Here is a 25,455-nt window from a genome sequence, read left to right as displayed (position 1 = left end):
TCCTCGGAAGGCCTCGGCCACTATCCGGGCACCGACGCGCCGCGCCCTCCCACCACGGCTGCTGCGTCGCCTACACCCTCATCTGGGAAGAGCCCAATTAACTGACCCAGCCGGATGGCACAGAAGGGGAAGCGATGTGCGCTGACATGGTGGAGGCAACACGGCAGACATCCGTCGACGCGCTGCAGCGCATCCGTGAGACCCGTGAGCTTGTCGCGAGGATTTCTCCGGCCATTCGTCGTGGGGGCCTGTCCCTGGAAGCCTTCTTGGCCTTGTCGGCGCTGCAGGGCGCCAGTCCTCGAGGTCTGTCGATGTCCGAACTCGCCAAGTCCACGGGGGCGACGCCCCCCACGTTGACCAGGCACATCGACACCTTGGCTGCTCGAAGCATGGTCTATCGCGAGATCGACGTGAGGGACCGCCGCTCGACGGTGATCCACATCTCAAAGATCGGCCGCGCAGCGATCTCCCGCATCGACGAGCAGCTCGACGCCATGGTCTGATCTGTCGGCAACGGTCGGACAGCCGCTAGTCCGCACTGTGGCAGAAGCTCTCGACAGCATGCAGCCCGCGCTCCACCGACTGTGTCGAGTTTCCCAGACAGCGGACAACCAAGGTTCTCCCCGCAATTCCGCCCACTCCGAAGCGGAGATCCGGCTCACTCGCAGCGGCGCAGATCTCACGCACGGCGGCCACCTGCGGTATTCGCCCTGCGCTGATGACAACCAGAGTGCCGAGATGCGTGTGATCTCCCAGCACCAGCGGTGATCGGGGGTCGAGCATCCGTGGCTCGAGCAGAAGGTTGTCGATGAGGAGCGGATTGCCGCTGGTCAGGTTGGCCCTCAGCCGCAGCCGCACGGAATCGAAGGCAAAGTGCTGGCCGTCGGGAGACCAGCCCGCGGTGACAATCTCCCGACTCACCAATCGGGAGTCGGATGCCATCGTCACAGTCGTCTCCTGGACATAGCGGGCTCCGCGATAGGCGATGAGAGCCTGCGGTCTCAGCACCAGGTGGGATCCAGATCCCATCCGGATCTCAGTGCGCTGGAGGGCGTGCGTGCCCTCGCTGCGGAAGATCTTGGTTGCTGCCTGCCCATCGAGAACCGCGTGGCTGCCCGGACCAAGGCGCAGATCAATGGCATATCGGTCGCCACCGACATAGCCTCCGCCGACATTCATGAGCGTCCAGTGGGGAAGGGCCGAGTCGGGGCGGACTGTGGGACGCATCACTTTGAGCGCGCCCGTGCAGAACTGCCGCTCGGCCACTGTTCGCTCCCGGTGACGGGCGAGATCGAGGCGGACGATCCCTGTCCACGTCACCGCAGGTCGACCATCATGACGTCGTGTCGCAGCCAGCCGAGCACGTGATCGAGGCCCTCGTCGGTCTTGAGATTGGTGAAGCAGAAGGGCTTGTCTCCTCGAAATCTCTCAGAATCCGAACGCATCACATTCAAGTCCGCACCCACCATGGGAGCGAGGTCGATCTTGTTGATCACCAAGAAGTCCGACTTGATCATGCCTTGTCCGGCCTTGCGCGGGATCTTCTCGCCCTGTGCGACATCGATCACATAGATCGAGGCGTCGACGAGTTCGGGGCTGAAGGTGGCGGAGAGATTGTCTCCGCCGGATTCCACGAAGATGATCTCCAGGTCAGGGTGGTCCTCGACGAGGCGCGCGATGGCCTCCTCGTTCATCGAGGTGTCCTCCCGGATGGCGGTATGCGGGCAGCCCCCGGTCTCGACACCGATGATGCGGTCGGGAGGCAGGACACTGGTGGCAGTGAGGATCCGGGCGTCCTCGATGGTGTAGATGTCATTGGTCACTGCCGCCATGGAGAACTCGCCGCTCAGGGCACGGGTGAGTCGCTCCACTAGCTGTGTCTTCCCGGCCCCGACAGGACCCCCGATGCCAATCCGAATAGCTTGTCCGGACATATGTTGTCCCCTTTCGCTAGGAAACCGTCACGAGATGAACATGCGTCCCGTCTGCGTCTCGTGCTCGCACTGGAGTACGTCGAGCAGTGGCCCACTGGTCCCCAAATCGGCCGGATCGGCTCGGGTCGCGCGAGCCACTGCATCGATGATTGGTGCGCCAAGTTGGGTGAGCACTTCCTGCCCAGCCACCTGTCCCAGCGGGACGGCTCTCACGGCGTTCTGGACAAGGCTTGTCAGACAGGAGTGCAGGTAGAGCGCGCACACCTCCTGCCAGGGGGCAGCCAAGTCATGGCCGACTGCCGCCATGACGAGGGCGGGATGCGCCAGCCAACGGCCGCTGGCGGCTTCCCGAGCAAGGCTGTCGACGAGCGGTCCAGGGAAGTTCTCGGCGGTGATCTGTAGGAGGCGCCGCCCGATCGCGCTATTGGCCTGCCTCGCCTCGGGGGCCATGAGGCATACGCTCAACTCTCTCGAAAGCGCGCATAACTGGGCGACGCGGGGATCGGCCGCGGCCAGCTGCATGGCCAAGGCATCGTTGTACACGAGTGTCGTCTGGAGATAGCAGTGCAGCCATGCCGCGCAGCTCGCAGCATCGTGAATCGAACCGTCGGCGAGAGCTGTTTCCATACCAAAGCTGTGGGAAAAGGTTCCGGTGGGAGTTGCGGAGTCGAGCAGCTGGGCAAGAGGCAGTCTCCATGGCGCGAGCGCGATGCCGACTTCCGTCCGCGAGATTTCACCACCGCGCGGCGGGATCGTCCGCACGGGTCGTGGGCGTACGTCAGTGGGTGTGTTCGGCATGATGGAATGGCTCGTCCAAGACCCGCTCCTCCTGGGCGAACGGCACCGACTCGTGCTGAAGATATGCGACTGTCGTGTGGTCGTCCGGAACTATCATCTGCGCGGTGCCATCGGTCCCGGTGGTGAACTGTGCGGGCATGTGTCGGTTCCCCAACGCGTGGGCGACCCTCCCCATCTGTGCCATGCTCACCGGGGCGATCACGATGACACGAGTCGAAGCCACCTGGATCACGACGATTCCATGCGTGTCGCGGTGGAGGATGTCGCCATTGAGGAGCACGGTTCCGCGGGGCAGGCGCAATCCGTATTCGTGACCATGGTCGCTGGTTACGCGCTGCACGGGCTTGCGCAGGTCCTCCTCCTGCAGCCGGACGAACTCGATGTGCATGTGATCCAGTTCGTCGGCGCCGAGTTCGTCGATTCTGCCAGCTAGCTTTTCGATGAGCACCTATGACTCCTCAAAACAGGAAATATCGTTGTGCAAGCGCGAGGTGGTCCGAGGGTTCGCACGTGACGCGCTCGCCGTCGACGCGGACCTCATAGGTCTGTGGATCGACTTCGATGTGCGGAGTGGCGCCGTTGTGCACCATGTCTGCCTTGGTCAGGGCGCGCACCTTGTGGGCCGCGGCGACGGTGCGGTGGAGCCCGATCCTTTCCGGGAGTCCCGCATCCAGTGAGGCAGTGGACACGAAGCTGATCGAATTGGCAGACGGGGCGCTGCCGAATGCACCGAACTGTGGGCGCATCACCACGGGCTGGGGAGTGGGGATCGACCCGTTCGGGTCGCCCATGGCTGCGTCGGCTATCTGGCCCCCTTTGAGGACCATGAAGGGCTTGACGCCGAAGAAGGCAGGTTCCCATAGCACGAGGTCGGCCCATTTCCCCACCTCGATGGAACCCACTTCGTCTGCGACGCCCATGGCAATGGCTGGGTTGATTGTGTATTTGGCCACGAAGCGCTTGATTCGCTCATTGTCATTGTGAGCGGAATCGCCCGGCAATGGACCACGGCGTTGTTTCATCGCGTCGGCGACCTGCCAGGTACGGATGATCACCTCCCCGGCGCGACCCATGGCCTGCGAATCGGATGAGACCATCGAGAAAACCCCCATGTCATGCAGCACGTCCTCTGCCGCGATGGTCTCGGCGCGGATCCGAGAGTCGGCGAACGCAACGTCTTCGGGCACTGCGGGGTTGAGGTGATGACAGACCATGAGCATGTCCAGGTGCTCGTCGATCGTGTCGGGAGTGTACGGCAGGGTCGGCGTGGTGGAGCTGGGAAGGACATTCGCCAGCCCCGCCATTCGGATGATGTCCGGTGCATGCCCGCCGCCAGCGCCTTCGGTGTGGTAGGTGTGGATGGTGCGGCCTGCGATGGCCTCAATGGTGTCTTCGACGAAACCGCACTCGTTGAGAGTGTCGGTGTGGATTGCCACCTGCACGTCGAATTCCTCGGCGGCGCGAAGCGCCGTGTCGATCACGGTATGGGTCGCGCCCCAGTCCTCGTGGATCTTGAGCCCCATGGCGCCGGTCCGCAACTGTTCGGAGAGTGGTTCGAGACGTGAGGCGTGCCCCTTGCCCAGAAATCCCACGTTCATGGGCAACGACTGAGTGGCTTGCAGCATTCGTGCCAGGTGCCAGGAGCCGGGGGTCACTGTCGTGGCATTCGTCCCATCGGCGGGTCCGGTACCTCCGCCGATCATGGTTGTCACACCCGATGCGAGCTCCGTCCACACCTGGTCGACGCTGATGAAATGCACGTGCGCGTCGATGCCACCGGCTGTGAGAATCTTGTTCTCGCCCGCGATCACCTCTGTTGAGGCACCGAGCGGGATGTCGACTTCGCCCATGATATCGGGGTTGCCTGATTTGCCGATGGCCATGATCCGAGCATCGCGCAGCGCCACATCTGCCTTGTAGATCCCGGTGGCATCGATGATGACTGCGTTGGTGATAACGGTGTCCGGCACACCCTGCTCGCGGGTCATCCGGCCGTTCTGGCCCATGCCGTCGCGAATCACCTTGCCACCGCCGAACACCACCTCGTCGCCCGGCACCGAGTAATCCCGTTCGATACATGCCCACAGCTGCGTGTCCGCTAGCCGGATGCTGTCTTTGGCGGTAGGGCCATACAGGGCGGCGTAGGTCTGTCTGCTCAACTGCTGACTCATCTGGTGTCCCTCCCGACATCGAGTGGGCCGTCGACGCGTCCGGCAAGGCCGAACACGCGACGTGTGCCACCGATGGCGACGAGTCGAACGGTCTGCTCGTCGCCCGGCTCAAAGCGTGTTGCTGTTCCGGCTGGGATGTCCAGACGGAAACCGCGGGCGGCGGCGCGGTCGAACTTCAGTGCAGGGTTCACTTCGGCGAAGTGATAATGCGATCCGACCTGGATGGGGCGGTCGCCAGTGTTGAGGACGCTCAGCTCAATGGTGGGCCGGCCGGCATTGATCTCGATCGGCTCATCGGCCAGCAGGTACTCCCCGGGGATCATTGCAGGGTCCTCACCGGATTGGGTCGTGCACGGTCACGAGCTTCGTGCCGTCGGTGAAGGTGGCCTCGACTTGTATGGTGTGCAGCATCTCCGGCACCCCTTCCATGACATCCTGCCTGGTCAGAAGCGTGGAGCCGAACTCCATCAATTCAGCAACGGAGCGCCCGTCGCGTGCGGCCTCAAGGAGTTCTGCGCTGACATAGGCGGTGGCTTCGGGATAGTTGAGCTTCAGGCCTCGCGCGCGGCGGCGGTGCGCCAGATCCCCTGCGACCACGATCATGAGCTTCTCCTGTTCGCGTGGTGAGAGCTGCATCGGAACGCCTCCGTCCGCATTGTTATCAATTGGAAGTAAGTGTATTCGGTGAAGAAACCCAGCATGCACAGTGCCTTGTCATGAGATGGAGCACGACAGGAAGCGGCTTCGTGCGACCGGCCCGGGACCGGCGATCAGTGAACGACGTGAGAGCCGACCGACCAGCGTTCCTCGATGTGTCCCGCCCGCCAGATGATGAGTGCTAGGAGCCAGGCCAGCAGGAATGCAATGACAATGACGTAGCCGACCCGGTCAAGGGGGATGGCGGCGATCCTCGCGATGGGGCCCGAGACGATGTGAGCCTGACCGGCCAGTACACCGATCAACTCGATCGTGCCGATCACCAGCGCGACCACTACCGAGATCGTCGTCACGATCAGGTTGTAGTAGACCTTGCGCACCGGCTTGAGGAAAGCCCAGCCGTAGGCACCGTTCATGAGAATGCCATCCAAGGCATCCATCAGACACATGCCAGCTGCGAACAGGAGTGGAAGCACGAGCACCGCGTAGAAGGGCAAGCGGAACGCGGCAGCCCCGCCGGCGAGCACCAGAAGTCCCACCTCTGTTGCCGTGTCGAAGCCGAGCCCGAAGAGCATACCGATCGGATAGAGCTGCCAGGGTTTGCGCACCGACGCAGTGAGCCCTTTGAGGAGGCGGTTCATGAAGCCGCGCGCGTCGAGGGCCTCATCGAGCTGATGTTCGTCGTAGTCTCCAGCGCGCATCATGCGGAAGACCCGGACGACCCTCACCAGAGCTGCCAGATTCAGCAGACCGATGATCCACAGGAACAGGCCTGAAACCGATGCCCCGACGATTCCGGCGATCTGGTGGAGTCGCGAGCTGTCGTCCTCCAGCTGGCCAGCCAGCGAATGGACACCCAGCGTCAGCAGCAATGCCATCGCGAAAACGATGGTCGAATGCCCCAACGAGAACCAGAATCCGACAGACAGGGGCCGGCTCCCGCGATGACGTGCCGAACGGTCGGCTAGGAGCTTGCGGGTGGTGTTGTCGATCGCCGCGATGTGGTCGGCGTCGAAGGCGTGACGCAGCCCGAAGGTGTATGCCAGTACCCCCACCCCGAGGGTGAACACCGGTGTGTCCCCGCCCAGTATGTAGTGCTTCGGCGCGACCAGGCCGAAGAGCACACCGAATCCCACGACATGCAGCATGACGACGGCCCCCGCTATCCCCGCGAGGCTGCGCCGATCGGCAGTGCATAGCCGCCCGGCTCGTTCGCGAAGGCCCGGGGGTGGAGGGCGGTCGGCGGACGTCGAGGCTGGAACTGTGGTGTTCATGCCGTGCCTGTGCTCCTGTGATGTGCGTGGTGAACTGCCGCATGCTGGAGCCGGGATCTCGGGGATTCGGCAGGGCCGAGGTTAACATGCGGCGAAGCGATTGAATCGTCTCCACGTGGCTGGGAGGGACGGCTTGGTCGGCGGCCCGGCACCTGCCCACCGGGCCGATGGTTCCAGCCTGCGACTGCGGCCATGGCAGCGGCCTCTTCGTCGTCTCAGTCTCGTGCCGAATGGGGCAGGCCTGGGACGTCGATCATCGAGTCGGTGTACTCCTCCGTGATTCCGTGCGGCGTCTTCTCCCAGCGCGAAGGGTCATGGGCCAACTGCGCCAGGGCTCGCCAGGCCGCCACGGAGTGCAGCAACCAATAGAACGGCAGGAACACGGCGAACAGTGCAATGCGCCAGCTGTAGCGGCGCCAGGTCGCTGCCATCGAGCTGATGATGATGGCCAGGTTCATCACCACCATATTGAAATAACCCAGCAGGAGCAGACCGTGGGGTATCCAGATCTGCACGACCGGTCCGAGCAGCCAACTCGCCACGGTGAAACCCAGTGTCACCGGGTACAGCAGGAAGGTGACCGGGGTGCCGAGGATGAGCCCGAACATGGTCAGCGAGGCCCGTGCGCCATTACGACGCATCCAGCGGATCGGGTGGCGAAGATTGACGGCGCCGGTGACCAGATATCCCTTGATCCAACGGGTCCGCTGGCGGATCCAGGGTCCCAGATCGGGGGTGGCCTCCTCCCAGGTGGTCGAGTGGATCACATCCACCCGGTAGCCCGACGCGGACAGGCGCAGTCCCAGATCGGCGTCTTCCGTCACGTTGTAGGGATCCCAGCCGCCTACGTCGATCAGCGCGCTGCGCAGAAAGTGGTTGGACGTGCCGCCCAGCGGAATCGGAGTGCCCGTGGCATCGAGGCCAGGCAGCATGGCATCGAACCAGTGGGCGTACTCGATGGAGAACATCCTGGTCAAAACGTTGTAGTCCGAGTTGTAGTAGCTCAGTGCCGCTTGGACGCAGGCCAGCGGACGAGTCCCGCGGCCGGTTCGGCGGAGCGCATCGTCACGGCGGAAGACGGCCAGCGCCGCCTTGAGCTGAAGTGCTTCGGGGCGATCCTCCGCATCGAAGATCACGACATAGCTGCCTTTGGCCAGCAGCAGCCCGTAATTGCAGGCACGTGGTTTGGTGCGGGGCTGGCCGGCGGGCACCACCACCAGCCGTATCCACGAGGGTGGGTGAGCTGCCCGCGCTGCGGCGATGGTCTCGGCGTCGTCCTCCTCCAGAAGAATGAGTACGTCGAGCCTGTCGTGCGGATAGTCGAGCTTCTCGAAGTTGCGCATAATGTTCGCCACCACCGATGCCTCCTGGTACACAGGCACGAGCACCGAGTAGATCGGATTGGCCTCCCAGACCGCCCGCCGGGGTCCGGGCGGTGCCGCGGGCTCGGGCACAGCGCGCTCGTCCCACGCGGGCTGCTGGCCTCGTTGCTTCATCTGCTGCCGGGGTCCCCCCAGCGTGGCGACGAACTTGAAGCCGACATTGGCCAGGAACGCCACATTTCCTATCGTGAACAGCACGATGACAGCGGCCCGCCACGACCCCAGCATTCCGGCAATCGCGAGAATGAGCAGAGCAATCGGCAAGAGACCCTGCCAGCGCGCCAGTCCACCTTTGGCAGAGAAGCTCGGGTGCTCCCTGGCGAATCGCTCGGAGGCTTCCAGCCGAAGCGCTTCGCGAAGGTGGTTCTGGGCCGCCACGATCTGGGCGGCACTGACCCTGAGGAACTGAACGCGCGGGCCCTCGTCGCCACGCAGGTCCAGTGAGCCACAGATCTCGGCGCGCAGCGCGGGCGTCGGCTCCGCAACGGTGCCGATCCACAAGATGTCCCCGTTCCGCCGCCAGGGGAGCCAGCCGAGATCCGGATCGGGCGGGCTCGCGCCATACCCGAATTGGCGCAGCAGCTCGGGGTCGGCGTCCCCGGTGGGCAGGGCGTGCGGGTCCGGTGAAGCGCCGATGGCAGCGCGCGTCGCGCTCATGAGTCTGTTCTCACGAAAATGGTGACGTCGCCATTGCTGGCAGCGATTCGGTAATGGGAGCGGACTGCTGGCTCGGACATCACCGGCTCAAGGGCATCGGCCCTGTCGGAGCTGAGCCAGATCCATTGCGCGTGGGCCATCGGATTCCTCACTGCCTCGTCGAACTGCGAACCGTCCGCCTTCAGATAGAACTCGCGCAAGGGGATCCCGATCTGCGGCAATTGCGCGTTGGCGCTGATGGTCTCGTCCATGAGGATTCCGCCACCGGAGTAGTGCTTGCGCAGCCAGGTGGCCGCCTCCCGGGACGGCGCATTCGACACCCAGGACTCCTGTGCCTCGGTGAGCACCAGCGATCTCTCGAGCGGCCGCTGCAGGAACCAGGCACACTGGAGGCCAATCGTGGCAGCCACGAGTGCCGCGGACAGCACGGCAGCAAGCTGGGACCGGCGGGCTGCGGGTGCCCATCGGCGGGCCAACGCCGGCAGGGCCTCGCTGGCCGGCGCGGCGAGCAGCGCGACCGGCAGAATGCTCGCCATCCCGAACCGGTTGTTCCAGATGTAGCTGGAGCCGATGGCCTTGTTCCAGATGATGGCCTGACCGGTATAGAGCGCGAGGACCAGGAACAGATAGCTCGTGGCGGCCGTCACCAGGAAGGGGAGCTGACGCCGTCGCCTGGCCGACAGGCAGACGACGATCAATCCGATCGCGGCCAGGGCGAGGCTGGCCGGCCCCACGCTCGACGACACTGCTGCATCGAGCGCAGCCAGGGTGGCCCGCAGGCTCGATCGGGTACTGGCACCCGCCGCCACGATCCCGGCCTGCTGGGCGTTGGCGGAGTACTCCCCGTTGAGGAAGGCCAGCGGACGGTGGAAGACCACCCAGTTGAAGCCGATCCACCAGCCCATGGCCAGCAGCGGCGGCACGGCGAATCCGAGCGTGTGCGTGAACACGCTCCGCCACACGAGGGAGCGGGCCCTGCCAGCTGCCCGGCGGGCGCTGACGAGCACGACGAATGCGGCTCCGGTGAGCAGGAGGGCCCATCCCTCATAGCGGCACAGGACGGCCAGAGCGGCCGGGATGCCGCAGAAGACGGCAATCTCTCCGGGGCTGGACAGCCGGCGACGGGTGGCGACATTGGCCAGCCCGGCGAGGCAGGCCGCCATGGAGGCGATGAGGACTGGTTCCGTGAGCGCGGTCGATGACAGGTAGAGCAGCGTCGGATTGGCGACGATGACCCCCACCACGGCCAACCGCCCGATCCTGCGGGCACCCCACCGTGCCGCAGCCCGGTACAGGCCTGCGGCGGTGACCGCCATGCAACCGGCTCCCAGCAGGGCCGCCGCGAGGCCCGTGTGCCACAACCACAGGGACATCGCCAACGGCGCCAGGAGCAGGTGGGGTACCGGCAGCCATACCGTTCCCAGTTGGGCGAGGCCCGGATTGCTCTTGGTGTCCAGCAGCCTGCGGGCGATGGTCAGATGCGACTGGGCGTCGCTGTAGGCAAGATTGAATCCGGTTCGCGCGATGAACAAGGACACGACAAGCGAGATGACGCCTGCCGCCATGCCCACCGGAACACTTCCCGGAACGCGGCGTCCCGTGATCGGCTCGTCGAGGCTTCGCCAGACGCGCTCCGGCCCGGTCAGGCGCCTGACGCTGGGGGAGCTGGGGAGGGTAGGTGTGCGCTCACCGACGAGGGCGGTCACCGAACCGGCCGGATCGGATGGCGCAGGCTGGGCTCGCAGGCCGGCGAATGTGCTTGTGGGATCACATCGAGCATCCTGGCACAATGCTGGGGACAGGGGGCAGTGGCCGGGCTCACCAGGAGGCCGCTGCAGGGAAACGCGGCCGAAACACCCCCTTGACCTGGCCCTAACAATCCCCGGGTACAACAAGGATCACGCAGGCACGCGTGCAGCAGGGACGCGGTCGCCGACAGCGGGGGAGCGGCATGATCAGACGACAGACCCTGGACGGCCACAGCTATGAGTTCGGATCTCTGGTCGAGCTCATGGCGAAGGCAACCCCGAGGCGCTCGGGCGATGAGCTGGCAGGATGCGCCGCCCGCTCCGAGCAGGAACGTGCTGCGGCCCAGTGGGCGCTGGCCGATGTCAGCCTGGACTGCTTCCTCACCGAGATGGTGGTGCCCTACGAGACCGACGAGGTCACCCGGCTCATCGTGGATGAGCAGGACCGTACCGCCTTCTCCGCGCTGAGCGGGCTGACAGTCGGTGGATTCCGCGACTGGCTGCTCGAGGCCGCTGCCCGTCGGGAGGGGTCGGCGCTGCTCGGCTCGATTGCCCCCGGGCTGCTTCCCGAGATGGTGGCGGCAGTGAGCAAGATCATGCGCAACCAGGACCTCATCGCCGTGGCGAAGGCCTGCCGGGTGCAGGCCGGTTTCCGGACCACGATGGGTCTCTCGGGGCGGCTGGCGACACGGCTGCAGCCCAATCACCCGACCGACGATCTGCGCGGTATCGCGGCGGAGATCCTCGACGGCCTGCTGCTCGGCGCCGGCGACGCCGTCGTGGGCATCAATCCGGCGGGGGATTCCCCGCAGGCCTGCGCCGATCTCAGCGTCATGATGGACGAGATCCGTCGCAGCTATGAGATCCCCATGCAATCGTGCGTGCTCACCCATGTCAGCACGACTATCGGGCTCATCGAGGCCGGCGTGCCCGTCGACCTCGTCTTCCAATCCATCGGGGGCACCGAGGGCACGAACAAGTCCTTCGGCGTGGACATCGCCATGCTCGAGGAAGGCTGGGCGGCCGGCCGGTCCCTGCACCGGGGAACCGTCGGGGACAATGTCATGTACTTCGAGACCGGTCAGGGTTCCTCGCTCAGTGCCGGAGCCCACCTCGGGACCGACGGGCACCCGGTGGACGAGCAGACGCTGGAGGCACGGTCCTATGGCCTGGCTCGGCACTTCGAGCCCTTGCTGCTCAACACCGTCGTCGGCTTCATCGGCCCCGAGTATCTCTACGACGGCAAGCAGATCATTCGGGCGGGGCTGGAGGACCACTTCTGCGGCAAGCTGCTCGGTGTGCCGATGGGCGTTGACGTCTGTTTCACCAACCACGCCCAGGCCGACTTCGACGACATGGACACCCTGCTCACCCTGCTGGCGGCAGCGGGCGTCAACTATGTCATTACTGCACCCGGCGGCGATGACGTGATGCTCGGCTACCAGAGCCTCTCCTACCACGACGCCAATGTCATGCGCAATGTGCTTGGCCTGCGTTGCGCTCCGGAGTTCGAGCAATGGCTCATCGGCCAGGGCATCGCGGATGCTGCCGGCAGGGTGCACGGACTGGACCTCGCCAGCTCGTCCCTGCGCGAGCTCGTCGGGACGGGCGCACGATGAACGAGCCCACGGCGGATCCGCGCGCCGCGACTGCCCACGAGAGTGCCGGTGCCCCCGAGCCGGTGAGAGCTGACCCGTGGGCCGTGCTGCGCCGGGACAATCAGGCCCGCATCGGTCTGGGGAGCGTCGGCGTGGCACTGCCAAGCCGTGCCGTGCTCGAGCTGAACAGCTCGCTCGCCGCTGCCCGGGATGCCGTTCACGTGGGGCTTGACACCGGCGAGCTGGTGGCGCAGCTCGCGGCGTGCGGGATCGGTGATCCCATCGTGCTCACGAGCAGGGCGCGCAATCGCGGCGAGTACCTGCGCAGGCCCGATCTCGGCCGCGTCCCCGCTGAGCTGGAGGTGCTGCCCGCCACCGGCTGGCAGCTGGGCTTCGTCATCGCCGACGGGCTCTCCTCGAAAGCCATCCGGGAACACGCTGCCAACCTCGTGCGGTGCTTGGTGGCAGACCTGGGCAGCGACTACACCATCGCGCCACCAGTGGTTGTCACCCAGGCGCGAGTGGCCGTGGGCGACTGGATCGGGCAGCGGATGGGCCTGGAGACGGTGATCGTGCTCATCGGCGAGCGTCCGGGGTTGTCGGTGGCTGACAGCCTGGGAATGTACCTCACCCACTGCCCGAAGCCCGGTCTCAGTGACGCCCGGCGAAACTGCATCTCGAACATCCACCCTCCGCAAGGGCTGGGCTACCGAGCTGCGGCCGCGACCGCTGCGCGCTTGGTTGCCGGGGCGAGGGCGTTGGGCCACAGCGGTGTCGACCTGAAGGACTCCGGTCCGGATCCTTCGCTCACCAGCTGAGCGCGCTGAATCGCTGGGTCCCGAGCCGCTGGCGCGTCGTCCAGCCGGGTCGCGGCTGCCTTGCTACCGCGCACAGTGGCCAGCGGCCAGCCCCTCAACGGGAGGCTGGCCGCTCGGGCGTCAGCGGGACCGCTGGGTCAGCTCAGCTCCGCCTGGCTCGTGGGCAGACGCATCACTCGTGAGCCCTCCACTGAGCGCATACTCCTCTTCGGGGGACAGCACCAGACGCTTGCGGCCGAACAGTGCGAAGACCGCCAGGCCCACTGCGTAGAGAGTGACGATCGTCACGACTGCCGGGCGGTAGGCCGGATTGGCCAGCACGCCGATGAAGATCGCCAGGGCCATCAGCCCGGCAAAGACCGCGCCGGGAACACCGAAGGAGCTGACATGCGGGCGTCTTGCCGCGGGGAATCTCCTGCGGAGGATGACGAAGGAGATCATCTGTGACAGGTACGACAGCACTGCGCCCCAGACTGCGATATTGAGCACCACGGAACCGGCTGCCGAGCCCCCGTACTGCACCACGAACAACGAGACGAAGCCGATCACGGCGCCCACAACGAGGGCCACCGCAGGGGTCTTGCGCCGACCGGTCAGCGACAGGACCTTGGGGTAGTAGCCGGCCCGCGACAGGGAGTACATATTGCGCGCGTAGGCGAACATGATGCCCTGGACAGAGGCGAGCAGGCCCACCAGCGCGAAGGCCGACAGGATCGCTGCGACATTGCCCGGAATAATCGCCCGGAAGCCGTCGAGCAGCGGCTCGCCCGAGCCCGAAATCGCGCTGGCGCCGAGCACGGCCGGATTGAGGATGACGACGATGGCACCGGTGACGATGAGCGTCGCCAGACCGAGACGCCCGGCGCGAGGGATGTCCCGTTCGGGATTGTGCGCCTCCTCGGCGGCCAGCGGGAGCTCCTCGATCCCCAGGAAGAGCCACATGGCGAAGGGCATCGCGAACAGGATGGCGCCCGGACCGAAGGGCAAGAAGGCGGAGTGCCCGGCCGTGGGGGCGATATCGAACAGGCTGTGGAAGTCGGTCTTGCCCGAGAACAGGGCCATGGCTGCGAAGACCACGAGGATCGCCACGGAGATGAAGGAGACAATGAGTGCGAAACGGAAGGAGCTCTCTGCCCCCGACGCGTTGAGGGCCACGAATGCGGCGAACAGCACGACCCACCAGACCCAGACCGCGCCGTGGTCGTCGAGGCTGAAGCCGGTGAGCTGCTTGACGATGGCGTCGGCATATTGGGCGGAGTAGAAGATGACGACAGCAGCCGTCATCACATATTCGATGGTCTCCGCCAGGCCGGTGACGAAACCGCCCCAAGGCCCCATGGCCGCACGGGCGAAGGAATAGGCGCCTCCGGTATGGGGCATGGCTGCAGCCATCTCGCTGATCGAGCCCACCATCGTGATGTACATGGCCACGACGACCGCCGTGGCGATGAGGAAGCCGCCCCAGCCGGCAGCGGCAATGCCGCCGTTCCAGCCCGAGAAATCCCCGGAGATGACCGCTGCGACGCCGATGCCCCACAACCCCCAGATGCCCGCTGTGCGCTGGAGCTGCCGCTTGTCGAAGTAGCCCTCTTCAGCACGTTGATAGGTGATACCGCCGACAGCGAGGTCACCGCCTTCGGCGGGTTCCGGCTCGGTCCTCGTGGTGATGCTCATCGGCCCTGCTTTCCGAGTGGGGGTGTCGACGTGGCCAGGGTCGGTGCCGTGCCCAACGCCGTCCGGCGCCGCTCCCCGGCGCCGACAACGGGACGCTAGAGGGCTGCCGCCTCGCGACGCTGCCTGTCTCGGGGCGGTTACGAGGAATTAACCTGGCGTCGCATCATCGGAACATGGCGCGAGCGTTGGGGCTGTCGAGCCAGCCGGACCGACACGAAACTGCCCCGCGTTCGTGATTTCGGGCCCGTAGCGGCCGGAATGTGGCAGCTGGGGGCAGAAAAAGAACGCACGAGCGCGCATCAAGGTGCCATCGCCCCGCTCACGCGCCGGACGGCCACCGCGGGCACACTCCTATGAGGAGGATGCAGCCCTGCGCGGCCTTGCGGGAGCTGAGTTGGGCCCGGCACTCGGGGCAGGAGCTGTCGCGGTGGGCTCGTGTTCCTTGGGCTTGCGGCGGTGCTTCACCTGCTGTCCGTTCTCGTCCACGCTGTCGTAGTAGTAATAGTTGCCGCGATAGTACTTGTAGCCGTACTTGTCGGCACCGGTCGTGGGTACCCGATTGAGCACGATGCCCAGTGGCTTGCCCTTCACCTTGTCGAGCGCGTCGAGAGCGCCGCCGAGTTCGTCGATGGCGGTGCGTCCGGCAGAGATCACGACGAGCGCTCCGTCATTGCGCGCAGTGAGAACAGCCGCATCGGTGACCGGCAGAAGCGGCGGGGAGTCGATGATGACTGTTGCCGACTGCTTGGTCAGTTCGCTGATGAGCTCGCGCAGGGAGGCCGATCCGAGCAACTCGCTGGGATTCGGCGGGATGCTGCCGGCCGGCAGCAGGAAGAGCGTGGAGTCGTCGTGCCAACGCTGGAGCACGGCCTCCAGATCGAGACGCCCGGCCAGCAGATCCGTGAGGCCCACCTCTCCGGGGATACCGAAGGACCTGGCCATCGTGGGCCTGCGCAGGTCGCCATCGATGAGCACCACCTTGCGTCCGGTTTCCGCGATGGTCACTGCCAGATTGGCGGCCACCGTCGACTTGCCGTCGCCGGGCACTGCGCTGGTCACCACGATGGCTCGGGGCGGATTGTCGACGTCGAGGAACTCCAGGTTGGTGCGCAGCTCGCGCATCGCCTCGTCGAACTGGCGCGTGGAGGACGACCTGCGGGTGTCATGGGCACCCTCGTAATCGGAGGGGATGAGCCTGGATTCGGCGTTCTCCAGTTCCTGCTCGGCCGGCAGCATGCCGACGACCGGCACGTCGGTGAGGGCCGTGACATCGGAGGTCGACCGGATGCGCCGGTCGTACTGCTTGCGCACCAGCGCCACTCCCAATCCGAGTGCGAGACCGACAACGGCACCCAGGGCGAGATAGAGCCGGGTGTTCGGCGAACTGGGGTGGGTGGGCAGCGCGGCGGACTCGAGGGGGGTGAGAGTTGCGGCGGCAGTGCCCGTATTGCCGCCCTCAAGCTGCTTGATCTCGGCGGCCATCGCGATGATCCACTCGTTGGCCAGATCACTCGCCTCGCGCGGGGTGGAGGCTTTGGCGGTGACCTTGATCGTCACGGTGTCCGTGGGGACCGTGACGGTGATCTTCTGGACGAGATCCTCGGGCGTCGTCGTGAGCCCAAGGTCCTTGATGACCTGCTCGGCGACGACTCGCTTGGTGCCGAGGTCGGCATAGGACTTCACGCGCGATTTCGCATAGGAGTCACCCGCCAGTGCCGTTCCCACCCCATTGCTGCCCTGGCTGGAGCCGGAAGCCGTCGTGACGAACCCGCTCGAATTCGCGCTGTACACCTTCGGCTGGACGAGAGAAAGGCCCAGCGCAACGAGTACGCCGAGAATCAGGCCGGTCACCAGAATCAGCCAATAGCGCCGAACGATCTTGAGAAATGTGTCAAGGGTCACGGGGACTACTCTCCAGAATATCGATTGCGCCAGCGCCGAACTCGGTGCAGGCTACCATGAAATTCGGTGCTCATGGCCGCGGCCGGCCACCTGGATGTCGAGGGCTCATGGGCCATCGATCCCGCCGATCCGGCCCAGTGGCCAGAAGATCGCGAACGCCTTTCCGACCACCTCGTCCTCTCGAACCCATCTCACGCACTCGCTCGTCGCACCCGGCATCCGGCACCCGAGCACCGAGTCACTGGAGTCACTGCGATGATCACCCATCACCAAGATACGGCCCTGGGGGACCGTGACGGGCCCGAAGCAGCGCGCCGACCGGGGCTGGGTGGAGCAATCGAGGGTGCCGGGCACGAAGGGGAAGTCACGGTAGATGTAGTCCTCCTGCACGGCAGCGCCGTCACGCTCCAGCTGGCCCATGGCCGTGCAGCAGCTCACGGTCTGCCCGGGCGTGCCGATGACCCGCTTGACCAGGTAGTGCTCCGTGCCCGATCCATAGCCCAGGGCTCCAGCGAGGGTCTTGACGACCGTTCGGAGCGTCACTGCCTGCTCGGGAACGTGACCCCAACTCTCGTCGGCGCGGAAGACCACGACATCGCCGTCGGCCGCCTCGTGGCTGGCCGAGTAGGCGAGCCGGTTGACCAGAATGCGATCGCCCTCGTGGAGGGTGTTCTCCATCGAGGGGCTTGGCACGGTGAAGACCTTCACAAAAAATGCCTGGACCACGGCGATGACGAGAATGGCGACGACCAAATGGAACAGCGGGTGACCGCTGATTCGCCTCAACCGGGAGCGTCGCCGCCCATTCCGTGCGGCTACTTCGGTCATTGCCATGCCCGACACCCTATCTGCCGTTACTCTGATCGGCATGCTTGTCTGCATCATCGGTGTCACCATCGACCTGCAATTCGCGCCCAGTGTTCCCCCGCAGGTACGGGCACGTATTCGCCGCGCCTGGTCGCGTTGCGCTGCGCCCGATGGTGCCCAGGCCTCCTTCGAGGTCGCGGTTTCGCTGGGGCAGTCCGACAGCGCGCCGAGCGGCGAAGCTCGGGCGCGGCGCCGCATCGTCGCCGACAATGCGGCGCTGCTCGAACAGCAGGTGGCCACCTGGCTGACACTGTGGGCCATCGAGATCCGCCGCAGCTCCATGTGGCTTTTCCACGCGGTAGGGCTAGCCGATGGCGAGGGACGAACGATCGGCTTGGCCGCACCCTCCCACACCGGCAAGACGACGGTGGCCAGCACCTGGGGCCGGCAGTTCGGCTATGTCACCGACGAAACCCTCGCCGTACAGCCTGGATCGCTGCGCGTCGAGCCCTATCCCAAGCCGCTCTCGGTGATCCGCCAGCCGGGGGAGCCCAAGCATCAGGTGGGTCCCGACGAACTGGGCCTGATGAGGCCGAGTGGGGATCTTCGGCTGGTGCGGCTCGGCCTGCTCGCACGCCAGCCGGGCATCCGCGAGCCGCGGCTGGAGCGCATCGGGCTGCGGGAGGCCTTGTTCGAGCTCGCACCGCAGATCTCGCTGCTGGGCGGGCGGGACCGGCCCTTGCAGGCGCTGAGCGAACTCATCGCCGGGCTGGGCGGGGCCGTGCGGGTGGTCTACGGCGAGGCCGCCGATCTCGGGGAGGTCCTCGGCTCCTTGATGCACGATCCCACACCGGTCGCCCGCGAGTGGGAACCAGCGGCATCGGGAGACCTGAGGGCAGGTCTGGGCGAGGACCCGGCGAGTGCTCGTGCTCGGGCGGACGCCGCCACCGTGTTCCGGCGCTCACCGGGGGTGGCGGACGCCATCTGGGCGGGGGGCGGGCTGGTGGTCCTCAGCGACGGCACGCGGCTCAGCCATCTTGAGGGCCTGGGCGTGGCCATCTGGGACGCGCTGGGCTCGCCGCTGCCCTACGAGTCACTGCGAAGCGCCGTCCTTGAGCGGATGCCCCCACCGCCGTCCGATGCCGATGTAGGAGCCGCGGTCGACGAGGCGATCGAGGTGCTGGAGCGTCAGGGCATTGTGTTCGCAGATGGACGCGGGGACTCAGCTGGGGTCCTGGGCAATGGAGTCGAGGATTGACATGAGGAGATCCAGCTGACTGCGGATCTGCCCCGCCACCTTCTCATGGAATGCCGTGTCGTGGCGATAGGGGTCGGCGATATCGGGCGCCTCGGCACCGAGGGAGCGATGTCGCGCCGCGCGAGCGGTCAGCTCACCGAGGCGCGCAGGCAAGGCTGCTCCAGCCGGGCCAGGAGCTGAGATGGCGCCCGCCAGTTCGCGGCAGATGCCGACATACTCGGTGAGCAGGAAGGTCCGCGGGAGCGCCTGGGGATACCGGCGCAGCACGATCTGACGCTGCTGGGCTTCCATCACGAGGAGGAGTTCGGCCTGCGCTACGAGCTCGGTCGTGAGCTGCTGGGCACGGTGGGTCGGCAGCTGCCCGAATTCGCGCGTGAAGATCGCCCCTGGGTGCGGGTCGATCGGCTGGCCGGCCAGGGCGTGGGTGCCTGCGGAGAAGGCCTCGATCTGGCCCGAGAACCGCGAGGAGGAGATCAGCGCAGAAAACGTCTGTTGCGCATACGCGGATCGGCAGATATTGCCGGTGCAGATGAAGGCGATGCGGAAGGACGCGGAATGTGCCGGCGGCGTGGCATGCTCCGGCGCGAAAGACCCCAAGAGCCTGTCGGCCTGTCCGGCGAAGCGGCTCACCCGCTTCTCCTCTCACCTGTCATGGCGATCATTGTAGGAAGCGTCGTGGCTGATGAGCGATCATGGGTCGAAGCCGGCTTGCCGTGACGATGCGGGAATCAGGCCCGATTGCGGCACGTGCAGGATGTCGGTTGCTGACGCGCCGAGGATCTGCCCTGGAGCGGGTTGGCTTCCTCCCGGAATCCGGAAGGAAGCCAACCCGACCTGTGAGGGGCGCCCAGATCATTCCTCCGAGGGGAACGTCGACGACGAGTTCGCGGTTCCATTTGCGCCCTTGCTGGGCACGGTCACGTACACGGAGACGACGACTGGGTTGTCGGCAGTCGGCTCAGGGCCACCGGTGTAGTTTCCAACGAGCTTGAGCTCGGGGAGAGGAATCGACTGGTAGCTTGACGAGGGATGGTCGAACTTGACCGAAGGCCCTTGGAGGTCGACCCGGGTGGGATCGCGCCGGATCACGGTCCAAACCCGGCCATAGGCATCCGTGTAGGTGGTCCCCAGGTTCGCCTCGCTGCCGTCGGGCCAGGTGATGTGGACCGAGGACTGCGCGACTGCTCCGGAGATCCGGTAGCTGCCCGTCAGCTCTCCGGTCTCCCAGGTGCCCGTGACATTCACGATGTTGATCTGGCCGGTCAAGGTACCGTTCACGATCACCTGGGTGCCGGTGGGATCGGTGAAGTTGATGGCCGAACCGCCCCCGGCGAGGACCGTCGCATCGGAGATTCCGCTGGCTGCCGCCAGAGGAGCAATCGACATCGCTGCGACGACGGGGACGCTCCATGCGGCGCCCCGGATGATCGTGCGGCGGTTCACGCCGTACGACTTCTCACCTGCTTCGTGAAGCGTCTCGTTCTCGTTCGTGCTCACTATGTGCTCCTTCGTGCTCAGGCCCGTGGCCCGAGTGGACTGGCACGACACCTTGCGCGTCGTGCACCGGACGCTCAGTGCTCGGCCCGGGTGAGGTCAGTCTGTGTGGGAGGTGAGCGATTCTCATCGGATTCACATGGATTGTGCGCGCGGCTCCGGGGAAACCTGCGCGCCGGCGCCACCTCGGCCGCTGCGCAATTCGCGAGGGGTGACGCCATAACGGCTCTTGAGGCCTTCCCGCAGGGCGCTCTCGCTGCGGTAACCGCAATGCCTGGCAATCTGGCTGATGGACAGCACATCGTATTTCGGCTCGGTGAGCAGATGCCGCGCTGCGCGGGCCCGTTGGGCCCTGATTTCCGCCGAAGCGCTCGATCCGGCCTCCTGGAATGCCTGCTGGACAGTGCGGATGCTGACATTGAGGGCGGAGGCCAGCTCAGCTGGCCCGAGCTCGGGGTCGGAGTAGAGCTCCGTGATGAGCGCGGTTGCCTGGAAATACAGCTCGCGTCGGGGGCCGCGCTGCACGCTGGTCACACCACGGTTCTCCACGAGGACGATCCCCGCCATCTCCTGCAGGAACCGGTCGATGGCGTAGTCGGCAACCGGAGTCCGCACCGCAGCAGAGGTCCCCGCATCGTTGACCAGCGCGAGTCCGAAGCCTGCGATCGCGGGGGCGATGGTGCAGCGCGGCTGGTAGATGGGCAAACTCGTCGCGCGGTCGTCCGGATAGTCGGCAATGGCCTCGACGGGCACGCTCATCACCAACGACGCCTGCCCCTCGCTCACCGTCCAGTCGAACTCGCTGGCGGCGTCGAAGAACCATGTCACAGCCATGGTTGCCGGGTCATAGCTGCCATCCGCACCCGTGTCTCCCGACAGGATGCAGTGAACCGTATCGCTGTCGTTCGTGTCCTGCGCCCTGGCGGGAACGACAGCGGGAGGATCTGCGGCGCGGCGGATGTGGATCGTCACCGGGCTGCCGAGATTCTGGACGAGGGTGAGCGCCGAGTCACGGAACCGGTGTCGCGTCATGGTCAGCATGGCCTCGGCGGGGGCTGGTGCCGTCACGGGGACCGACGCGCTCAATGCCCGAAGACCACTGGTGCCCTGGAACAGCATGGTGTGCTGCGACACACGGACACCACGGCAGGCGAACATGTGCGCGACGACGTCGACCACGGGATTGCTCCTTTCGGCACCACCACTGTGGGCCGTCCTGGCCGGCATCGTCGGACGGCGATCGGGATACGGTAAGCCGGCGGAACTTCCGGTAGAGGGATGGCGAGCCCTCAGGAGGGCCGAGGCCATGCATTCCCGAGGCCGTGCTCACCGAGGCCATGCCCCACCGGGGTCATGCTCACCAATACCACGTGCCGCTGGGGGTGATGTTAATCGACTACCGGGCATCCTGCCTCCCGTACGTTCCGGCGAAGCCGACACGAGTGTGGGGGATACGTGCAGGAGGCGACACAAAACTGACTCAAGATCGCAGTTCGGGCCCTTCGCGAGGCGAAACGCGGCGATAGCGGCAGGAAAAGCACGCATCGCGCATGGAAGGACGTGGCCCGCTTCGAGGAACCGTGCTTGCATGGGCCCATGCCAACACTTGTGGCTATTCGCCACCTTGCGTTCGAGGACCTGGGGCTGTTCGAGCCCGTCCTTCGCCGGCGCGGCTACCAGATCGAGTACCGGCAGGCCGGCATCGACGACCCCCGCGTGCTGCGCGATACGGACCTGGCCATCGTGCTTGGTGGCCCCATCGGGGTCAACGACGCCACCCGCTATCCGTGGCTGACCGACGAGCTGAGGGTGCTGGGCCAGCGGGTCGAGGCCGGAGGCCCGACACTGGGCATCTGCCTGGGCGCACAGCTCATGGCCGCTGCACTCGGCGCGCCGATCGAGGCGACCGGCACGAAGGAGATCGGATACTCGGCCCTGGAGCTGACTGCCGCCGGACGAGAATCGCCACTCGCGCCGCTGGATGGTCAACCCGTACTGCACTGGCACGGTGACCGTTTCGACATCCCGGACGGCGCCGTTCGGCTGGCCGGCACCCCGGTCTGCAGCCAGCAGGCCTTTGCCGTCGGGAACACTCTTCTCGGCCTGCAGTTCCATGTGGAGGCCGACCCCGGGCAGCTGGAGCGCTGGCTCATCGGCCATGCCTGTGAGCTCGCCGATGCGGGCGTCGACCCCTGCGTGCTGCGGGAGGACGCCGCCCGGTATGGGTCCGGCCTGGCTTCCCGGGGGATACAGGTGCTTGAGGGCTGGCTCGACCGCCTCGGGGGGTGAGATCGGGCCCCTCACAGAGGCCGCCGGCCGGTGTCGGGCCGGGGTGGCGGCGAGACATCCGTGGAGCGCCGGTATCACAATGGTTCCGATCACGCAGGTGCCGCCGAGACATCCGGGCGGCGCCCAGGCCACGAGGGGCCAATATCACGAAGGGTTGTACAGCAGGCACGAAGCGAGGGTCGAATGGACTCGGATGAGGGACGAGGTGACGTGGGGGCCGTGCCGTTGATCGATGACCTCGGGATGCCTGTGACGCTCGCGCGGCCGGTGCGCCGGGTGGTCAGCCTTGTGCCCTCACTGACCGAAGCCATCGCCTGCACCGCTGCGCACCTGCTCGTCGGGTGCACCGATTTCTGCGTCCTGCCTGCCGACCTCGACGAGCGTGCGGGCCACCGCCTGACCCGCGTGCGGGGCCCCAAGAATCCCGACTGCCGGGCGATCGAGGCCCTGCATCCGGATCTCGTGATTGCCAACCAGGAGGAGAACCGCCGCTTCGACGTCGATCACCTGCGCGATGCGGGGGTTCCTGTCTGGGTGACGAGGATCGACACAGTGAGCCAGGCACTCACCAGTCTCGACAGGCTCGTGGGCAAGGCCCTCGACCTTCCCCGACCCGGGTGGCTGAGCGCAGCCCAGCAGAACTGGAGTGGACCAGACCCCGCGATGCGCCACCGCGCCGTGGTCTGCATCTGGCGCGATCCCTGGATGGTCGCCGGTCCGAGGACCTATGTCGCCGATGTCCTGGCCAGAAGCGGGATCGCCCTCGCCCCGCTGCCCGTCCCCGAGTGGCCCGCCGCCCGCTATCCCCGTGTCGATCTGGAGGCACTGCGGTCCAGCGATGCCGACCTCGTCCTGCTCATGGACGCTCCCTACCACTTCACCGCAAGCGACGGCCCGGAGTGCTTCGAGGGCATGAATGTCCGCATCATGCCGGAGCGCCCCCTTGCCTGGTACGGGCCCGGGCTCACCGATGCGCGTGCCGAGATTGTCCTGCGTGTCGGGTGACGCGCACCGACGATTGCCTTGCGCGTTGCGTGACGCGCACTGAGGATTGTCCTGCGCGTCGGGTGACGCGCACTGAGGATTGTCCTGCGCGTCGGGTGACGCGCACTGAGGATTGCCCTGCGCGTCGGGTGACGCGCACTGAGGATTGACTTGCGCGTCGGGTGACGCACCGAGCGTGCGAGGCGGAATCGGGATCGGGCAGCTTGCTCGCCCACGGGCTGCGCACCGGGCCGGTCAGCTGGTTCCCACTGCGGAGGTGAGCATCCTTTGTCCCAGGGCAAGATATGCATCGGTGTCGAAGTCCTCGACCAGGGCCCGCTGCGTCGCATATCCCAAGGTGAGCCCAACGAGCATCTGGCCGACGCCGGTGAGGCTCTCGCGAGGAATCGAGTTGATCTCGGCCCAGCGGTGCAAGGTCTGGTCGAGGTGGTCACGCAACTGGCTGAATTCGCTCTGCAACTGGTATCCCAGGCTGTCATCGGTGAGCGCTCCGGCGCCAAGCTGCACGAGCAACTCGGCCAGCTCCGGTTCGTAGCGCATGGCCTCCACCGCATAGCCGAAGAGTGCTGCAGGCGGCGCAGGATTGTCGGCGTAGTCCTCCATTGCGCTGAGCGGCCACTGGAGGACCTGGTGTGCCACGGCCACGACAATCGCCTGCTTGCCCGAGAAGTGGTGATACACCGCACCGGCTGAGGTGCCGGAACGGGCGATGATCTCGGCAACGGCCGTACCCGGGACTCCATGGCTGCGGATGAGTTCGGCAGCCGCATCGATGATCGCCTGGTGGCTCCTGATGCTACGTCGTTGTTCGGGCACCCGACCATGCTAGAAGGAGGCTGCCAGGCGGCACGAGGAGGTGCCGGGGCAGTCGGCCGTGGCCTCGGCCCATGGTAATGGCGGGTGCGTGGCCGTAGATGTCTGCCACAATCCCCCGGTACGGCATCCCCGGTACTTATCCCCGGTGCACTCTCCCGTGGAGCAGTGCGGCGCGGGTCCGAATATTCCTGGTCTCCAGGTGCATATTCCAGGGAATTGCGCAGACAATCCAGTGTGCTGGTCGATCCAGATGCCGATGATCCAGATGCCTGGCAGCCAGCCGGAGGGCCGTGGTCGTAGGCGTTGATGTACCCAGTTCTGTCATAGACTGGCGAACGGCGTGTCTGGAGCAGTCCTCACAGCGATAGCTGGGCGGCTCCCGTGGAGTATGGAAGAATCCAGCCGAGTGCCGCAGATCCGGTTCGGCCCGATGGGGAGTATTCACAATGTGCCTGTCCAGTCCAAGGCCTATTGGGCAATGCCTTCCCTGGGGGTACCCGAGTTCTGCCCCGGCGACGGGCAGAGGTCTGTGGTGAGTTCGGCCGACGTCAATACTCAAGAGACGTCGACCGCCGTGCCGGATCGGCGCACTGCGCTCGAGCTGGCGCACGCAATGCTCGCCGAGATTTCGCAGCAGGCCGGTGTGCGCTGCCTGTTCTTCAAGGGCCTCGCGGCTGCCGCTGCGGGCCTGAGAAGCCCGGATACCGTCCCCTCGGATGTGGATGCCTATGTTGACCCGCATGACATGGATGCGCTTCTCGGCAGGCTTGCGCGGCTGGGGTTCAGGGCGCGTCCGGTCTCCGCGGAGATTCCCAGGCTGCTCGCCTATCACTCCGTGACGATGGTGCACCCGCAATGGCCGTGCGATCTCGATCTGCATTCCTATGTGCCCGGCTTCTTCGCAGACAGCCAGCAGGTTTTCGATCGGTTGTGGGAGCACCACACCGAGATTGTCATCGCCGGTGTCCCGGTGGCGGCCCCTTCGGTGGCCGACCATCTTCTGCTGTTGGCGATCAATGCCACGCGAGATCCTTCCTCCGCCTATGCGGCGTCCGATGTGACCATGGTGCGGGAAAGGGGCTCATCCCAATCGAGGGTGTAGTTGGGGTCTGAATCCGCCTGTCTCGAGCAGGCTTCTGGCGATGTAGTTGGTGAGGTTGCGGAAGCCCAGGG

Annotated in this window: 24 protein-coding genes; 7 read left to right on the top strand and 17 right to left on the bottom strand. The window is 65.9% G+C overall.

Features of this window, described 5'->3' with window-relative positions; genetic code table 11:
• The first annotated feature begins 134 nt into the window (after positions 1–134).
• On the top strand, positions 135–503 hold the full coding sequence (locus BMX93_RS11615; protein WP_091971243.1) for a MarR family transcriptional regulator: 369 nt from the start codon (positions 135–137) through the stop codon (positions 501–503).
• Positions 504–528: 25 nt separating this feature from the next.
• Here the strand turns inward: BMX93_RS11615 and BMX93_RS11610 are convergent, their stop codons facing one another.
• From BMX93_RS11610 to BMX93_RS11565, 10 genes are all read right to left on the bottom strand, one after another.
• A complete protein-coding gene (locus tag BMX93_RS11610) occupies positions 529–1,320 on the bottom strand; it encodes an urease accessory protein UreD (protein ID WP_091971241.1) in 792 nt (263 codons plus the stop codon).
• The gene (gene ureG, locus BMX93_RS11605; RefSeq protein WP_091971239.1) at positions 1,317–1,934 is read right to left on the bottom strand and encodes an urease accessory protein UreG; all 618 of its coding nucleotides are present in this window, start codon (positions 1,932–1,934) and stop codon (positions 1,317–1,319) included. The genes BMX93_RS11610 and ureG overlap by 4 nt, the downstream gene beginning before the upstream one ends.
• 27 nt (positions 1,935–1,961) lie before the next feature.
• Positions 1,962–2,561: an urease accessory protein UreF gene (locus BMX93_RS11600; RefSeq protein ID WP_177170225.1), complete on the bottom strand. Its 600-nt coding sequence runs from the start codon at positions 2,559–2,561 to the stop codon at positions 1,962–1,964.
• A gap of 151 nt (positions 2,562–2,712) precedes the next feature.
• The gene (locus BMX93_RS11595; RefSeq protein ID WP_091971233.1) at positions 2,713–3,180 is read right to left on the bottom strand and encodes an urease accessory protein UreE; all 468 of its coding nucleotides are present in this window, start codon (positions 3,178–3,180) and stop codon (positions 2,713–2,715) included.
• 10 nt (positions 3,181–3,190) lie between these two features.
• Entirely contained in the window at positions 3,191–4,903 is a 1,713-nt protein-coding gene (gene ureC, locus BMX93_RS11590; RefSeq protein ID WP_091971231.1) for an urease subunit alpha, read from the bottom strand.
• Complete coding sequence (locus tag BMX93_RS11585; protein ID WP_091971229.1) at positions 4,900–5,226, bottom strand: urease subunit beta; 327 nt, start codon at positions 5,224–5,226, stop codon at positions 4,900–4,902. The genes ureC and BMX93_RS11585 overlap by 4 nt, the downstream gene beginning before the upstream one ends.
• Positions 5,227–5,236: 10 nt before the next feature.
• A complete protein-coding gene (locus BMX93_RS11580) occupies positions 5,237–5,506 on the bottom strand; it encodes an urease subunit gamma (protein ID WP_281245670.1) in 270 nt (89 codons plus the stop codon).
• A gap of 167 nt (positions 5,507–5,673) precedes the next feature.
• Positions 5,674–6,834 (bottom strand): Nickel transporter NicT, encoded by a 1,161-nt coding sequence (gene nicT / locus BMX93_RS11575; RefSeq protein WP_091971224.1) that lies wholly within the window; start codon positions 6,832–6,834, stop codon positions 5,674–5,676.
• Between the two features lie 215 nt (positions 6,835–7,049).
• Positions 7,050–8,873 (bottom strand): glycosyltransferase, encoded by a 1,824-nt coding sequence (locus BMX93_RS11570; protein WP_091971221.1) that lies wholly within the window; start codon positions 8,871–8,873, stop codon positions 7,050–7,052.
• The gene (locus tag BMX93_RS11565; protein WP_143052909.1) at positions 8,870–10,579 is read right to left on the bottom strand and encodes a hypothetical protein; all 1,710 of its coding nucleotides are present in this window, start codon (positions 10,577–10,579) and stop codon (positions 8,870–8,872) included. The genes BMX93_RS11570 and BMX93_RS11565 overlap by 4 nt, the downstream gene beginning before the upstream one ends.
• Before the next feature lie 245 nt (positions 10,580–10,824).
• Here BMX93_RS11565 and BMX93_RS11560 point away from each other — a divergent pair, with 245 nt between their 5' ends.
• Together BMX93_RS11560 and eutC are read left to right on the top strand one after the other, a co-directional pair.
• Positions 10,825–12,240: an ethanolamine ammonia-lyase subunit EutB gene (locus tag BMX93_RS11560; protein ID WP_091971216.1), complete on the top strand. Its 1,416-nt coding sequence runs from the start codon at positions 10,825–10,827 to the stop codon at positions 12,238–12,240.
• Positions 12,237–13,037, top strand: coding sequence for an ethanolamine ammonia-lyase subunit EutC (eutC, locus tag BMX93_RS11555; RefSeq protein ID WP_091971214.1), 801 nt, complete (start codon positions 12,237–12,239; stop codon positions 13,035–13,037). The genes BMX93_RS11560 and eutC overlap by 4 nt, the downstream gene beginning before the upstream one ends.
• A 120-nt stretch (positions 13,038–13,157) precedes the next feature.
• On the opposite strand, the gene BMX93_RS11550 is transcribed toward eutC, so the two are convergent.
• The 3 genes from BMX93_RS11550 to lepB form a co-directional block, all read right to left on the bottom strand.
• Positions 13,158–14,711, bottom strand: coding sequence for an amino acid permease (locus BMX93_RS11550; RefSeq protein WP_091971212.1), 1,554 nt, complete (start codon positions 14,709–14,711; stop codon positions 13,158–13,160).
• 351 nt (positions 14,712–15,062) lie between these two features.
• Positions 15,063–16,613: a tyrosine-protein kinase domain-containing protein gene (locus BMX93_RS11545; RefSeq protein WP_091971209.1), complete on the bottom strand. Its 1,551-nt coding sequence runs from the start codon at positions 16,611–16,613 to the stop codon at positions 15,063–15,065.
• Positions 16,614–16,718: 105 nt separating this feature from the next.
• A complete protein-coding gene (gene lepB, locus BMX93_RS11540; protein ID WP_177170224.1) occupies positions 16,719–17,447 on the bottom strand; it encodes a signal peptidase I in 729 nt (242 codons plus the stop codon).
• 34 nt (positions 17,448–17,481) lie between these two features.
• On the opposite strand from lepB, the gene BMX93_RS11535 reads away from it, so the two are divergent.
• A complete protein-coding gene (locus tag BMX93_RS11535; protein ID WP_177170223.1) occupies positions 17,482–18,678 on the top strand; it encodes a hypothetical protein in 1,197 nt (398 codons plus the stop codon).
• Here BMX93_RS11535 and BMX93_RS11530 read toward each other — a convergent pair.
• The 3 genes from BMX93_RS11530 to BMX93_RS11520 form a co-directional block, all read right to left on the bottom strand.
• Positions 18,643–19,308: an arsenate reductase/protein-tyrosine-phosphatase family protein gene (locus tag BMX93_RS11530; RefSeq protein ID WP_091971202.1), complete on the bottom strand. Its 666-nt coding sequence runs from the start codon at positions 19,306–19,308 to the stop codon at positions 18,643–18,645. The genes BMX93_RS11535 and BMX93_RS11530 overlap by 36 nt on opposite strands.
• A 222-nt stretch (positions 19,309–19,530) precedes the next feature.
• Positions 19,531–20,175, bottom strand: a complete 645-nt coding sequence (locus BMX93_RS11525; RefSeq protein ID WP_091971201.1) for a hypothetical protein — start codon at positions 20,173–20,175, stop codon at positions 19,531–19,533.
• A 132-nt stretch (positions 20,176–20,307) separates the two neighbouring features.
• Positions 20,308–21,351 carry a helix-turn-helix domain-containing protein gene (locus tag BMX93_RS11520; RefSeq protein WP_177170222.1) on the bottom strand — a complete coding sequence of 348 codons (1,044 nt, stop codon included), beginning with the start codon at positions 21,349–21,351 and terminating at the stop codon, positions 20,308–20,310.
• Between the two features lie 417 nt (positions 21,352–21,768).
• Between BMX93_RS11520 and BMX93_RS11515 the strand changes: the two genes are divergently transcribed.
• Together BMX93_RS11515 and BMX93_RS11510 are read left to right on the top strand one after the other, a co-directional pair.
• The gene (locus tag BMX93_RS11515; protein ID WP_091971196.1) at positions 21,769–22,461 is read left to right on the top strand and encodes a glutamine amidotransferase; all 693 of its coding nucleotides are present in this window, start codon (positions 21,769–21,771) and stop codon (positions 22,459–22,461) included.
• A gap of 225 nt (positions 22,462–22,686) precedes the next feature.
• A complete protein-coding gene (locus BMX93_RS11510) occupies positions 22,687–23,466 on the top strand; it encodes a helical backbone metal receptor (protein WP_091971245.1) in 780 nt (259 codons plus the stop codon).
• Between the two features lie 234 nt (positions 23,467–23,700).
• Here BMX93_RS11510 and BMX93_RS11505 read toward each other — a convergent pair whose 3' ends face one another.
• A complete protein-coding gene (locus BMX93_RS11505; protein ID WP_091971195.1) occupies positions 23,701–24,282 on the bottom strand; it encodes a TetR/AcrR family transcriptional regulator in 582 nt (193 codons plus the stop codon).
• Positions 24,283–24,730: 448 nt separating this feature from the next.
• Here BMX93_RS11505 and BMX93_RS11500 point away from each other — a divergent pair, with 448 nt between their 5' ends.
• The gene (locus BMX93_RS11500) at positions 24,731–25,384 is read left to right on the top strand and encodes a nucleotidyltransferase family protein (RefSeq protein WP_177170221.1); all 654 of its coding nucleotides are present in this window, start codon (positions 24,731–24,733) and stop codon (positions 25,382–25,384) included.
• The last annotated feature ends 71 nt before the right edge of the window (positions 25,385–25,455 follow it).

The organism is Propionibacterium cyclohexanicum (genome assembly GCF_900111365.1).
Classification (GTDB): domain Bacteria; phylum Actinomycetota; class Actinomycetes; order Propionibacteriales; family Propionibacteriaceae; genus Propionibacterium; species Propionibacterium cyclohexanicum.
The sequence above is the reverse complement of the archived record's forward strand: the minus strand, read 5'-3'. Positions and strand labels throughout refer to the sequence as shown.

Bases quoted from the DNA above. Each gene is read 5' to 3' on its own strand.
- BMX93_RS11600 (WP_177170225.1), bottom strand. From the start codon at position 2,561: ATGGAAACAGCTCTCGCCGACGGTTCGATTCACGATGCTGCGAGCTGC.
- BMX93_RS11580 (WP_281245670.1), bottom strand. From the start codon at position 5,506: ATGATCGTGGTCGCAGGGGATCTGGCGCACCGCCGCCGCGCGCGAGGC.
- lepB (WP_177170224.1), bottom strand. From the start codon at position 17,447: ATGGCAATGACCGAAGTAGCCGCACGGAATGGGCGGCGACGCTCCCGG.
- nicT (WP_091971224.1), bottom strand. From the start codon at position 6,834: ATGAACACCACAGTTCCAGCCTCGACGTCCGCCGACCGCCCTCCACCC.
- BMX93_RS11535 (WP_177170223.1), top strand. From the start codon at position 17,482: ATGCTTGTCTGCATCATCGGTGTCACCATCGACCTGCAATTCGCGCCC.
- BMX93_RS11570 (WP_091971221.1), bottom strand. From the start codon at position 8,873: ATGAGCGCGACGCGCGCTGCCATCGGCGCTTCACCGGACCCGCACGCC.
- BMX93_RS11550 (WP_091971212.1), bottom strand. From the start codon at position 14,711: ATGAGCATCACCACGAGGACCGAGCCGGAACCCGCCGAAGGCGGTGAC.
- BMX93_RS11560 (WP_091971216.1), top strand. From the start codon at position 10,825: ATGATCAGACGACAGACCCTGGACGGCCACAGCTATGAGTTCGGATCT.
- BMX93_RS11615 (WP_091971243.1), top strand. From the start codon at position 135: ATGTGCGCTGACATGGTGGAGGCAACACGGCAGACATCCGTCGACGCG.
- BMX93_RS11585 (WP_091971229.1), bottom strand. From the start codon at position 5,226: ATGATCCCCGGGGAGTACCTGCTGGCCGATGAGCCGATCGAGATCAAT.
- ureG (WP_091971239.1), bottom strand. From the start codon at position 1,934: ATGTCCGGACAAGCTATTCGGATTGGCATCGGGGGTCCTGTCGGGGCC.
- eutC (WP_091971214.1), top strand. From the start codon at position 12,237: ATGAACGAGCCCACGGCGGATCCGCGCGCCGCGACTGCCCACGAGAGT.
- ureC (WP_091971231.1), bottom strand. From the start codon at position 4,903: ATGAGTCAGCAGTTGAGCAGACAGACCTACGCCGCCCTGTATGGCCCT.
- BMX93_RS11515 (WP_091971196.1), top strand. From the start codon at position 21,769: ATGCCAACACTTGTGGCTATTCGCCACCTTGCGTTCGAGGACCTGGGG.